This window comes from Streptomyces sp. HUAS ZL42 (assembly GCF_040782645.1).
Taxonomy (GTDB): Bacteria; Actinomycetota; Actinomycetes; order Streptomycetales; family Streptomycetaceae; genus Streptomyces.
Map to the genome: position 1 here is coordinate 5793533 of NZ_CP160403.1, position 12665 is coordinate 5806197.

The 12665-nt window shown below is 70.3% G+C and carries 7 protein-coding genes and 1 pseudogene; 3 read left to right on the forward strand and 5 right to left on the reverse strand.

Going from position 1 to position 12665, the window contains the following annotated elements:
• The first annotated feature begins 599 nt into the window (after positions 1–599).
• A complete protein-coding gene (locus ABZO29_RS26650) occupies positions 600–5537 on the forward strand; it encodes an NAD-glutamate dehydrogenase (RefSeq protein WP_367322706.1) in 4938 nt (1645 codons plus the stop codon).
• Between the two features lie 56 nt (positions 5538–5593).
• Here the strand turns inward: ABZO29_RS26650 and ABZO29_RS26655 are convergent, their stop codons facing one another.
• From ABZO29_RS26655 to ABZO29_RS26665, 3 genes are read right to left on the reverse strand one after another with little or no spacing between them, the layout of a single operon-like run.
• Positions 5594–7765: a CDP-glycerol glycerophosphotransferase family protein gene (locus tag ABZO29_RS26655; RefSeq protein WP_367322707.1), complete on the reverse strand. Its 2172-nt coding sequence runs from the start codon at positions 7763–7765 to the stop codon at positions 5594–5596.
• 27 nt (positions 7766–7792) lie between these two features.
• Positions 7793–8632, reverse strand: coding sequence for an ABC transporter ATP-binding protein (locus ABZO29_RS26660; RefSeq protein ID WP_367322708.1), 840 nt, complete (start codon positions 8630–8632; stop codon positions 7793–7795).
• Positions 8625–9539 (reverse strand): ABC transporter permease, encoded by a 915-nt coding sequence (locus tag ABZO29_RS26665; RefSeq protein ID WP_367322709.1) that lies wholly within the window; start codon positions 9537–9539, stop codon positions 8625–8627. Before ABZO29_RS26665 ends, ABZO29_RS26660 begins: the two co-directional genes overlap by 8 nt.
• Positions 9540–9760: 221 nt before the next feature.
• Here ABZO29_RS26665 and ABZO29_RS26670 point away from each other — a divergent pair, with 221 nt between their 5' ends.
• Positions 9761–10387: a TetR/AcrR family transcriptional regulator gene (locus ABZO29_RS26670; protein ID WP_367322710.1), complete on the forward strand. Its 627-nt coding sequence runs from the start codon at positions 9761–9763 to the stop codon at positions 10385–10387.
• Positions 10388–10433: 46 nt separating this feature from the next.
• Complete coding sequence (locus ABZO29_RS26675; protein WP_367322711.1) at positions 10434–11078, forward strand: response regulator; 645 nt, start codon at positions 10434–10436, stop codon at positions 11076–11078.
• 119 nt (positions 11079–11197) lie between these two features.
• Here ABZO29_RS26675 and ABZO29_RS26680 read toward each other — a convergent pair.
• Positions 11198–11377 (reverse strand): annotated as a pseudogene (locus ABZO29_RS26680) (ADP-ribosylglycohydrolase family protein); the annotation flags it as partial.
• Positions 11378–11566: 189 nt separating this feature from the next.
• Entirely contained in the window at positions 11567–12547 is a 981-nt protein-coding gene (gene galE, locus ABZO29_RS26685) for a UDP-glucose 4-epimerase GalE (RefSeq protein ID WP_367322712.1), read from the reverse strand.
• Positions 12548–12665 lie beyond the last annotated feature (118 nt).

Sequence of the window (12665 nt, forward strand, 5' to 3'; positions counted from 1 at the left end):
CCTCAAGACCGTGGCTTCATGGGCAACGTGCCTCCTGAGGGCGGCCCTGCCAAGAGGTCCGGTTGCTTTCAGGGTGCGCCTCGGCGGTGTCGACGGCGACTTCTCGTTGGTCAAGGAGGCACGCCGACCACCCCACCCGCTCGGGCAAGCAGTGACCCCGGCACCGATGCCCCTGTGCAGAACGTCAAACTTCCGGCCCCTGTTTTGTACACATACGGCTCATGACGCCGCCCCCGTAAGGAGCGATAGCCTTGGTGGCGTGATCAGCGCGATAGCTCGCGGGGGCACTGTTGCCCCTGCCCTGCGCCCGGCGAGCACGGACCACCTCCGTGACCGGGCGGCGGTCGCTGGTCCTTGCGGGCGGGACGGGGCCTCGAAGGCTCCCAGGACGCGATACACACCCTGGGAGCAGGCGTCGCGGAGAGCAGCGTCACACTCGTCGGGCAGCTCAAAATTGGCTCAGATACCCCCGCTCATCTCCCCTTGCGGCATAGCGTCGGAACAGAGCGGACACCCCGCGTCACGGCGTCACGTCCGCAGGGAAGGGACCGTACTTCCTTCTACGTCACGCAACGGCGCGCGACAGGAGCCAGAGGACAATGCAGACCAAGCTGGACGAAGCCAAGGCCGAGTTGCTCGAGAGGGCCACTCGGGTCGCTGAGAACAGTCCGGTCGGGGGGCACCTACCGACTGGGACGACGGGCGAGGAGGCCCCGGACAGGGACTCCGTGCTCGCGTTCCTCCAGCGCTACTACCTGCACACCGCCCCGGAGGACCTCACCGACCGCGACCCGGTCGACATCCTCGGAGCCGCTTTCTCCCACTACAGGCTCGCCGAGAACCGGCCACAGGGAACCGCCAACGTCCGGGTCCACACCCCGACCGTCGAGGAGAACGGCTGGACCTGCAGCCACTCCGTCGTCGAGGTCGTGACGGACGACATGCCCTTCCTCGTGGACTCCGTGACCAATGAGCTCACGCGGCAGGGCCGGGGGATCCACCTCGTCATCCACCCTCAGGTCGTCGTCCGCCGTGATCTCACCGGCAAGCTCATCGAGGTGCTCAGCACCCCTCCCGCCGACCTTCCGCACGACGCCCACACCGAGTCCTGGATCCACGTCGAGATCGACCGTGAGACCGACCGCTCGGATCTGAAGCAGATCACCGCCGATCTGCTGCGCGTCCTCTCCGACGCCCGTGAGGCCGTCGAGGACTGGGAGAAGATGCGGGACGCGGCCCTGCGGCTCGCGGACGACCTCCTCGAGGAGCCCGTTCCCGGTGATCTGGCCGCGCCCGAGGTGGAGGAGGCCCGCGAGCTGCTGCGCTGGCTGGCCGCCGACCACTTCACCTTCCTCGGCTACCGCGAGTACCAGCTCCGGTCGGACGACTGTCTGGCCGCCGTCCCCGGTACCGGGCTCGGCATACTGCGCTCGGACCCGCATCACGCCGGTGACGACCAGCACCCCGTCAGCCCCTCCTTCGAGCGGCTGCCCGCCGACGCCCGCGCCAAGGCGCGTGAGCACAAGCTGCTCGTGCTCACCAAGGCCAACAGCCGGGCGACCGTGCACCGGCCGTCGTACCTCGACTACATCGGGGTGAAGCAGTTCGACGCGGACGGGAACGTCGTGGGGGAGCGGCGCTTCCTCGGACTGTTCTCCTCCGCCGCCTACACGGAGTCCGTCCGCCGGGTTCCCGTCATCCGGCGCAAGGTCGACGAGGTCCTCAAGCGCGCGGGCTTCACGCCCGACAGCCACGACGGGCGCGACCTGCTGCAGATCCTGGAGACCTACCCGCGCGACGAGCTCTTCCAGACGCCCCCCGACGAACTCCAGTCCATCGCCACGTCCGTGCTGTACCTGCAGGAACGCCGGCGGCTGCGGCTCTACCTGCGCCAGGACGAGTACGGGCGCTACTACTCGGCCCTCGTCTACCTGCCCCGCGACCGCTACACCACCGGTGTCCGGCTGCGGATCATCGACATCCTCAAGGAAGAGCTGGGCGGCATCAGCGTCGACTTCACGGCCTGGAACACCGAGTCGATCCTGTCCCGGCTGCACTTCGTCGTCCGCGTGCCGCAGGGCACCGAGCTGCCGCAGCTCAGCGACTCGGACAAGGAGAGAATCGAGGCACGGCTCGTCGAGGCCGCCCGGTCCTGGGCCGACGGGTTCGCCGACGCGCTGAACGCGGAGCTCGGCGAGGAGCGCGCCGCCGAGCTGCTGCGCCGCTACAGCAACGCCTTCCCCGAGGGCTACAAGGCCGACCACAACCCGCGGTCCGCGGTCGCCGACCTGGTCAACCTCGAGCGGCTCAGCGAGGAGGCGGGCAACGACTTCGCGCTCAGCCTGTACGAGCCGGTGGGCGCAGCCCCCGACGAGCGCCGCTTCAAGATCTACCGCAAGGGCCACGCCATCTCCCTGTCCGCCGTGCTGCCGGTGCTCAACCGGCTCGGCGTCGAGGTGATCGACGAGCGGCCGTACGAGCTGCGCTGCTCGGACCGCAGCGTCGCCTGGGTCTACGACTTCGGCCTGCGCATCCCGGGGTCGCTGGGCGGAGCCAACGGCGACTACCTCGCCGACGACGCCCGCGAGCGCTTCCAGGAGGCCTTCGCCGCCACCTGGACCGGCAAGGCCGAGAACGACGGCTTCAACGCCCTCGTGCTGAGCGCCGGGCTCGACTGGCGGCAGGCGACGGTGCTGCGGGCGTACGCCAAGTACCTGCGCCAGGCCGGCTCGACCTTCAGCCAGGACTACATGGAGGACACCCTCCGCAACAACGTCCACACCACCCGGCTGCTCGTGTCGCTGTTCGAGGCGCGGATGTCGCCGGACCGGCAGCGGGCGGGCCTCGAGATCGTCGACGCCCTCCTCGAAGAGGTCGACGCGGCCCTCGACCAGGTGGCCTCCCTCGACGAGGACCGGATCCTGCGGTCCTTCCTCACCCTCATCAAGGCGACCCTCCGCACGAACTTCTTCCAGGAGGCCGCGGGCGGCCAGCCGCACGACTACGTCTCCATGAAGTTCGACCCGCAGGCCATCCCCGACCTGCCGGCGCCCCGGCCCGCGTTCGAGATCTGGGTGTACTCGCCGCGGGTGGAAGGCGTGCATCTGCGGTTCGGCAAGGTCGCGCGCGGCGGTCTGCGCTGGTCGGACCGCCGGGAGGACTTCCGCACCGAGATCCTGGGCCTGGTCAAGGCGCAGATGGTCAAGAACACGGTCATCGTGCCGGTCGGCGCCAAGGGCGGCTTCGTCGCCAAGCAGTTGCCGGACCCGGGCGTGGACCGGGACGCGTGGCTGGCCGAGGGCATCGCCAGCTACCGGACCTTCATCTCGGCGCTGCTCGACATCACCGACAACATGGTGGCCGGCGAGGTCGTGCCGCCCGCGGACGTAGTCCGGCACGACGAGGACGACACCTACCTGGTGGTCGCGGCCGACAAGGGCACGGCGACGTTCTCGGACATCGCCAACGAGGTCGCCGGCAGCTACAACTTCTGGCTCGGCGACGCCTTCGCCTCCGGCGGCTCCGCCGGATACGACCACAAGGCCATGGGCATCACCGCCCGCGGCGCCTGGGAGTCCGTGAAGCGGCACTTCCGGGAGCTGGACGTGAACACACAGGTCGAGGACTTCACGGTCGTCGGCATCGGTGACATGTCCGGTGACGTGTTCGGCAACGGCATGCTGCTCAGCGAGCACATCCGCCTGGTCGCCGCCTTCGACCACCGGCACATCTTCATCGACCCCAAGCCGGACGCGGCCACCTCCTACGCCGAGCGCCGCCGCCTGTTCGAGCTGCCGCGCTCGAGCTGGGAGGACTACAACAGCGACCTCATCTCCACGGGCGGCGGTGTCTTCCCGCGTTCCGCCAAGGCCATCCCCGTCAACGCGCACATCCGCGAGGCCCTCGGCATCGAGGAGCGGGTCACCAAGATGACCCCGGCCGACCTGATGAAGACGATCCTCAAGGCGCCGGTGGACCTGCTGTGGAACGGCGGCATCGGTACGTACGTCAAGGCGTCCACCGAGTCGCACGCCGACGTCGGCGACAAGGGCAACGACGCCATCCGCGTCGACGGCCAGGATCTGCGCGTCAAGGTCGTCGGCGAGGGCGGCAACCTGGGCCTGACCCAGCTCGGCCGGATCGAGTTCGCCCGGCACGGCGGCAGGATCAACACGGACGCCATCGACAACAGCGCGGGCGTGGACACCTCCGACCACGAGGTGAACATCAAGATCCTGCTCAACGGCCTGGTCACGGACGGCGACATGACGGTCAAGCAGCGCAACAGGCTGCTGGCCGAGATGACGGACGAGGTCGGCCGCCTGGTCCTGCGCAACAACTACGCGCAGAACGTGGCGATCGCCAACGCCCTCGCCCAGTCCAAGGACATGCTCCACGCCCAGCAGCGCTTCATGCGCCACCTGGCAAGGGAGGGGCACCTCGACCGGGCGCTGGAGTTCCTGCCCACCGACCGGCAGATCCGCGAACGCCTCGGCGCCGGGCACGGTCTGAGCAGTCCGGAGACGGCCGTCCTGCTGGCGTACACGAAGATCACGGTCTCCGACGAGCTGCTGCACACCTCTTTGCCGGACGACCCGTATCTGCGCAGCCTGCTGCACGCGTACTTCCCGACCGCGCTGCGCGAGCAGTTCCCCGAGCAGATCGACGGCCACCCGCTGCGCCGTGAGATCACCACGACCGTCCTGGTCAACGACACGGTCAACACGGGCGGTACGACGTATCTGCACCGCCTGCGCGAGGAGACCGGCGCCTCCCTGGAGGAGATCGTCCGGGCGCAGACCGCGGCCCGCGTGATCTTCCGTTCGGCCGCGGTGTGGGACGGGGTGGAGGCCCTGGACAACCAGGTCGAGGCCGCCGTCCAGACCCGCATCCGTCTGCACTCGCGCCGGCTGGTGGAGCGCGGCACGCGCTGGCTGCTCAACAACCGGCCGCAGCCGCTGCAGCTCGCCGAGACCGTCGACTTCTTCAGTGAGCGCGTCGAGCAGGTCTGGCAGCAGCTGCCCAAGCTGCTGCGCGGCGCGGACCTCGAGTGGTACCAGCAGATCTACGACGAGCTGACGGGCACCGGAGTCGCGGACGAGCTCGCCACCCGAGTGGCCGGGTTCTCCTCCGCCTTCCCCACGCTCGACATCGTGTCGGTGGCCGACCGCACGGGCAAGGAGCCGCTGGACGTCGCCGAGGTCTACTACGACCTCGCCGACCGCCTGCACATCACCCAGCTCATGGACCGCATCGTGGAGCTTCCGCGCTCCGACCGCTGGCAGTCCATGGCCCGCGCCTCCATCCGCGAGGACCTGTACGCGGCCCACGCGGCCCTGACCGCGGACGTCCTGGCGGTGGGCAACGGCACCTCCACCCCCGAGCAGCGCTTCAAGGCCTGGGAGGAGAAGAACGCGGCGATCCTGAGCCGGGCGCGCACGACCCTGGAGGAGATCCAGGGCTCGGAGACGTTCGACCTCGCCAACCTGTCGGTGGCGATGCGGACGATGCGGACCCTGCTCCGGACGCATTCGTAGTCCGTACGGCGGTGAGGGCGCCCCGGCCGACACGGCCCGGGGCGCCCTTGTCCGCCCTAAGGGCTGGGACTCGGTGCCGGGGTGCGCTCCGACGGCGGGATCACCGGCGGCAGCGACTCCTCGCTCTCGCCGAGGAAGACCCGGCGTACGACCCGTTCGGCGGCGCGTCCGTCGTCGTACTCGCAGAAGCGCCGCCGGAAGACGGACCGCGCCTCGCGCGCGGCCTCGTCCCGCCAGGCGCCGGAGGTGAGGATCTCCGTCAACTCCCCCTGGGTGCGGGCCACGTGGCCCGGCGGCTCGGCCATGAGGTCGAAGTAGACGCCACGGGTGGCCCGGTACGTCTCCCAGTCGTCGGCGTACGTGACGATCGGGCGGTCGAGGTTGGCGTAGTCGAACATGAGGGACGAGTAGTCCGTGACGAGGACGTCGGCGGCGAGGCACAGTTCCTCGACCCGGGGGTAGGAGGTGACGTCGACGACCCGGTCCGGGAGCCGGTTGGGCTTGTCGGCGTGGAAGTAGTGGCCGCGGACGAGGAGGACCGTGTCCTCGCCCAGGCGGTCGGCGAGGGTGCCGAGGTCGAGGCGCGGGGTCCAGCCGACTTCGTAGTCGCGGTGGGTGGGGGCGTAGAGGACGGCCCGGCTGCCGTGGGGGATGCCGAGGCGCTCGCGGATCGCGCGGACCCCTTGGGCGTCGCAGGTGTAGAAGACGTCGTTGCGCGGATAGCCGTGGTCGAGGGAGACGAAGCGGGAGGGGTAGGCGCGCTCCCACATGCGGGTGGAGTGGCTGTTGGCGGAGACGCTGTAGTCCCACTTGTCGATGCGGGCGAGGAGTGCGGCGAAGTCCAGGTTCTTCGCGGTGGCCGGGTAGCGCATCTGGTCGACGCCCATGTGCTTGAGCGGGGTTCCGTGGTGGGTCTGGAGGTGGATCGCGTCCGGGCGTTTCACCACGGCGTCGGGGAAGTTGACGTTGTTGACCAGGTACTTGGCGGCTGCCAGCACCTCCCAGTAGCGGCGGGTGCCGGGGATCACGTGATCCGTGCCTGGCGGGAGGGACCGCGCCCGGTCCGCCCTGACCACCCACACCGGGTGGATGTGCGGGGCGAGTTCGGTGAGTTTCTCCGCGATCGCGGCCGGGTTGCAGGCGACTCCCCGGTTCCAGTAGGCCGCGAAGACGGCCAGGCCGGGGTCGACGGGGCGGGTGAGGGCCGTGCGGTACTGGTGGGCGCGGAGCCTGGCGCCGATCCGGCGTTTGCGGGCTCTGGCTGCCGCCCTGGCCGCGCGGTGGGTGCGGGCCGCGGTCCGGAGGGCTCGGTAGGTGCGGTAGGCGTTCTGTTCGAGGAGTGACCGGCGCAGGCCTTCGAGGCGGCCGGGTGTGTCGTGGTGCGGCGGCTTCCAGCGCGCCGCCGTGTGCGACGCCCGCCGGAAGAACTCCCGCGCCACGGGGTCGGGCACGAGTGGTCCCCTGATGGTGCGCAGGCAGTCCTCGACCATGACGTCGTAGAGCACGGTGTGCGCGGCGGGGCGGTCCCGGGTGAGGGCGAAAAGGGTCTCGTAGCGGTCGACGAGGGCGTAGTGCTCCTCGGCGGAGGGCCGAGGGAGGCTCTCGGGGCGCAGGCGGCGGTCGTCGTGGGCGACCTGGTCCAGACAGGCGACACGGTGTGCGCGCAGGAGCGCGGCCTGCGCCGTGAACGGCTCGGCGCGGGTGGTGAGTTCCTGTTCGTGCGCCCTCCAGAAGGCCGTACGCAGGGCGCGGTTGCCGAGGAGCGGGGTCAGACGGAGGAGGTGCGGGGCATCGTCGAGGGCGAGTTCCGCGCCGACCGTCCGGGCGAGGAACGGGCCGTCCTCGGAGGGGATTTCGGTCGTGCGCCAGGTGGAGTGGACGTGGTCGAAGAGAAGGACGTCCACGGTGTCCGGCAACGTGGCCACGCACTCGGCGACCGCGCGCGTGGCGCCCGCCGGGAGGCCGTCCTTGGCGTGGACGAAGCGCAGCCAGCGGCCGGACGCCCGCGCGGCCCCCGCCGCCCGGGCCGTGGCGTCCGGCGTACCGTCCGGCAGGGGCAGCACCAGCATCCCGGGGGCGTGCTCCTGCGCGGTCTCCCGGGCCCAGTCGCCGACCGCGGCCACGATCACCTCGGTGTCCGGGCGGGACTGTGCCGCCAGGGAGCCGAGGAGGGCGGTCAGATGCCCCTGGGTGTTCGTCCCGTGGACGACGACACTGAGCTCGGGCATCGCGGTCACTCCGTCCCTCCCGTCGGGTTACGCCGGAACCGTGGACCGTTCCCTCAGGGGCGTCGGCGCCTTGCTCTTACCGCTCGTGAACGCCTCGTACTCCGTCATGACCTCGTCCGTCGGCCCGTCCATGACCAGCTCGCCGCGCTCCAGCCACAGCACGCGGCCGCAGGTCTCGCGGATCACCGCGTTGCCGTGGCTCACCAGGAACACCGTGCCGGCCTGCGCGCGCATCTCGCGGATGCGCTCGGCGGAGCGCGTCTGGAACCTCGCGTCACCCGTGGCCAGTGCCTCGTCGATGAGGAGGACGTCGTGGTCCTTGGCCGCGGCGATGGAGAACCGCAGGCGGGCACCCATGCCGGAGGAGTACGTGCGCATGGGGAGCGAGATGAAGTCGTCCTTCTCGTTGATCCCGGAGAAGTCGACGATGTCCTGGTAACGGGCCTTGATCTCCTCGCGGGACATGCCCATCGCCAGGCCGCCGAGATGGACGTTGCGCTCGCCGGTCAGGTCGCTCATCAGGGCGGCGTTCACACCGAGCAGGGAGGGCTGGCCGTCGGTGTAGATCCTGCCGCGCTCCACCGGCTGCAGGCCGGCGATCGCCTTGAGCAGGGTCGACTTGCCGGAACCGTTGGTCCCGACCAGGCCGATCGCCTCGCCCTTGTACGCGACGAACGACACCTTCTTGACCGCGTGCACCCTGCGCACGCCCGCCGCCTTCTCGGCCTGCTCGCGGCGCAGGATGCGGTTGAGGGCGGCGGTCGCGGAGCCGCGGCCGGCGCCGGTGCCGTTGACCCGGTAGACGATGTCGACGCGGTCGGCGACGACGGTGGGGATCTTCTCGGAGGTACCGGTGTACTCAGCCACGGCCGTACGTCTCCTCAGCCTTCCAGAAGTAGATGAAACCGCCGATCCCCGAGAGCAGCGCCCAGCCGGTCGCGACCGCCCACACGTGCGGGGGCAGCTGGCTCGCGTGGAAGCTGTCGATCAGGGCGAAGCGCATGAGGTCGATGTAGACGGCGGCCGGGTTGCACTGCAGGGCCGTCATGGCCCAGTGCGGCAGGTGGTCGTGGGCGAGCACCTTGTCGATGCTCCACATCACGCCCGAGACATACATCCAGGTCCGCAGGATGAACGGCATCAGCTGGGCGATGTCCGGCGTGCTCGCGCCCCAGCGGGCCATGACCATCGAGGCGCCCGCGTTGAACATGAACTGCAGCACCAGCGCCGGGATCGCCAGCGCCCAGGAGACGCTGACGGGCACGCCGAAGCAGAGCAGGATGACGACCAGGGCGGCCATCGAGAACAGCAGCTGCTGGAGCTGCTGGAGACAGAAGGAGATGGGCAGTGCCGCCCGCGGGAAGTGCAGGGCCCTGACGAGGCCGATGTTGCCTGAGATCGCCCGGGTGCCCGCCATGATCGAGCTCTGGGTGAAGGTCCAGATGAACACGCCCGTGACCAGGAACGGGACGAAGTCCGGCACGCCGTGCTTGGTGCCGAGGAGCACGCCGAAGATGAAGTAGTACACGGCCGCGTTCAGCAGCGGGTTCGCCACCTGCCAGATCTGGCCGAGCTTCGCCTGGCTGTACTGGGCGGTGAGCTTGGCGGTGGCGAAGGCGGTGATGAAGTGGCGGCGTGCCCACAGCTGACGGACGTAGCCGGACAGGGTGGGGCGGGCGCCACTGACCGTGAGGCCGTACCTGGCGGCGAGGGACGCGAGGTCGTCGTCGGCCGGGGTCGGTGTCGGGGGCGGTGTGTCGAGGACCTGGCTCACATCCGCTGCTTTCGCTCGGGGGGAGGGGGTGCGTGGCGTCCGGCTGCCGTGCCCGCGGATCGGCGTTTTCTTACGCTTCTCTTGACGTTTTCTTACGTCGGGACGGGACCGTATCGTCGCAACGTGAGCGTAGGCCGAGTCGGCGTCGGAACGCAACCGTTTCGTCGTCACGTGGAACGTGGGGACGGGACCGTATCGTCGCAACGCCCTATGCTGTCCGCATGACGACCAACGCCGACGGGCCCCAGACGCGTCCGCGCCGCCGGACCCCCGCGGGGGCGGCCGTACTCCGCGAGGATGTGACGGAAGCCATCCGGGCCGCCGTCTTCGAGGAACTCGCGGCGGTGGGCTACGCGCGGATGTCGATCGAGGGCATCGCGCGCCGGGCGGGCGTCGGCAAGACCGCCGTGTACCGCCGCTGGCGCTCCAAACTGCACCTGGTCCTCGACATCGTCTCGGCGCTGGCCGTGCAGGGCCTGCCCGCGCCGGACACGGGCGCGCTGGAGGGCGACCTGCGGCTGCTGTACGAGGTGACGTCCCGCGCGCTGCGCCACCCCGTGGCCTCGCAGATCATCCCGGACCTGCAGGCCGAGGCGGCCCGCAACCCGGAGATCGCCGAGGCCATGCAGAAGACGCTGCGCGAGGGACAGGAGGGCGTCGCCAGCAGGATCCTGGCGGCGGCGGCGCAGCGCGGAGAGGTCCGCCCGGACCTCGACGACGAGCTGGCGCTCGACCTGATCTCCGGGCCGCTGTACTGGCGCTCGGTGGTGATCCGCAGCCCCAGACTGCCGAAGGGGTACCTGGACGCGCTCGCGCGGGCGACCGCGGAGGCCGTCAAGGCGCTGTGAGACCGTGTGCCGTGCGCATGGTGACCGGAGTCGAGGTGGCGAGGCCGTGAGAGTCGTGATCGCCGAGGACAACGCCCTGCTCAGAGAGGGCCTGGTTCTGCTGCTGACGTCGGCCGGGCACGAGGTCGCGGCCGTCGCCGGCAGCGGTCCCGAGATCCTGCCCGCGCTGCTCGAGCACCGGCCGGACGTCGCCGTGCTCGACGTGCGGATGCCGCCGGGCTTCCGCGACGAGGGTCTGCGGGCCGCGCTCGAGGCACGTGAGCGGATCCCCGGGCTGCCGGTGCTGGTGCTGTCCCAGTACGTCGAGGAGTCGTACGCGGCCGAACTGCTCGGCGGCGGGGCGAGCGGTGTCGGTTACCTGCTCAAGGACCGTGTGGGCAGGGTCGACGAGTTCCTCGACGCCCTGGAGCGGGTCGCGTCCGGCGGGACGGCCCTCGACCCCGAGGTCGTCACCGAGCTGATGACCCGCCGCCGCGACTCACCGCTGGACTCTCTCACCCCTCGCGAGCGCGAGGTGCTCAAGCTGATGGCCGAGGGCCATGACAACACGACCATCGCCAAGACCCTCGTGGTCACCGAACGCGCGGTCAGCAAGCACATCGGCAACGTCTTCCTGAAACTGGGCCTGCCACCGAGCGACAGCGGGCACCGCAGGGTGCTGGCGGTACTGGCGTACCTGAACAACGCCTAACCGCTCCGCTGGAAGTGCCGCGCCATGCCGTCGATCGTCTGCGGTGCCATCGTGGCTGGTCGCGCAGTTCCCCGCGCCCCTTCAGGGCGCTGTCGAACCACAGCGGACCTCGCCCGACCTGCCTGGCCGCTCAGCCGCCGGGCGAGGGCGCACAGTTCGGCACCTCGCAGCACCCGCCCGCCGAACCCCGGAAGCGGCACATGCAGCGCCTCGGTCCACCGCTCGGGTATGCCGCCGACGCCGTACACGGCCCCCGCGAGTCCGCCGGTCACGGCGGCGACGGTGTCCGTGTCGCCGCCGCATGGGAAGCGGGCGTTGACGCTTGGGTGGATGGCACCTCGTAGTGCCAGGTGCCCGGCTGCTGTTGACGTACGTCGGCTGCACACAGGCTCAGTGGACAGCGTTCGCACGCCTGAACGCACCCCCGCCCGCGGCGCGCTGAAGCAGTGCGGAGTCGGTCATCCGTGCAGGCCAAGGCCGGACAGGTCCTAGCTGCGTGCCGCCTCCGGATGGAGGCGTACCCAGCCCTGCCACGCGGACGTGATCATGTCCTGGACGTCGTGCTTGGCCTTCCAGCCCAGTTCGGTGGCGATGCGGTCGGCGGAGGCGACGACGCGGGCCGGGTCGCCGGGGCGGCGTGCGGTGACGGCAGGCGGGCGGTCGTAGCCGGTCACGGCGTTGATCATGTCGATCATCTCGCGGACCGACACGCCCTCGCCCCGGCCGATGTTGAGGGTGAGGTCGTGGCCGGGGGCGGAGCGGAGCGCGCGGGCCGCCGTCAGGTGGGCCTCCGCCAGGTCGACCACGTGGATGTAGTCACGCACGCACGTGCCGTCCGGGGTCGGGTAGTCGTCGCCGAAGATGCGCGGGGCCGCGCCCTCGGTCAGCTTCTCGAAGACCATGGGGATCAGGTTGAACACGCCCACGTCCGCCAGTTCCGCAGTGGCCGCACCCGCCACGTTGAAGTAGCGGAGGGATGCGGTGGACAGGCCCGTCGCCCGGCCGGTCGCCCGGACCAGCCACTCGCCCGCCAGCTTCGTCTCGCCGTACGGCGACATGGGCACGCACGGCGTCTCCTCCCGCACCAGGTCCACGTCCGGCATGCCGTACACGGCCGCGGAGGAGGAGAACACGAAGGAGGCGACCCGGGCCGCCGTCACCGCCTCAAGGAGGACGCGGAGCCCTTCCACGTTCTCCCGGTAGTAGTGCAGGGGCCGGTCCACCGACTCGCCCACCTGCTTCTTCGCCGCCAGATGGACGACACCGGTCACGTCGTGCTCGGCGAGGGCGCGGGCCAGTCGCTCCCCGTCGAGGATCGAGCCCGTCACCAACGGCACGCCGTCCGGCACGCGCTCCGCGATCCCCGTGGACAGGTCGTCGTACACCACCGCCCTCTCGCCCGCCTCGGTCATCGCCCGTACGACGTGTGCCCCGATGTAACCGGCCCCGCCGGTGATCAGCCAGGTCATGTGCGGCCGTCCCCCTTGTCAGTTGGCCCGTGGTGCGCGCCACCACTCTCAGTGAAGCAGGCCCATATGTCGCGTGTACCACGGTTGTCACTCTTCGTACCCCGGGAGACGAACACCG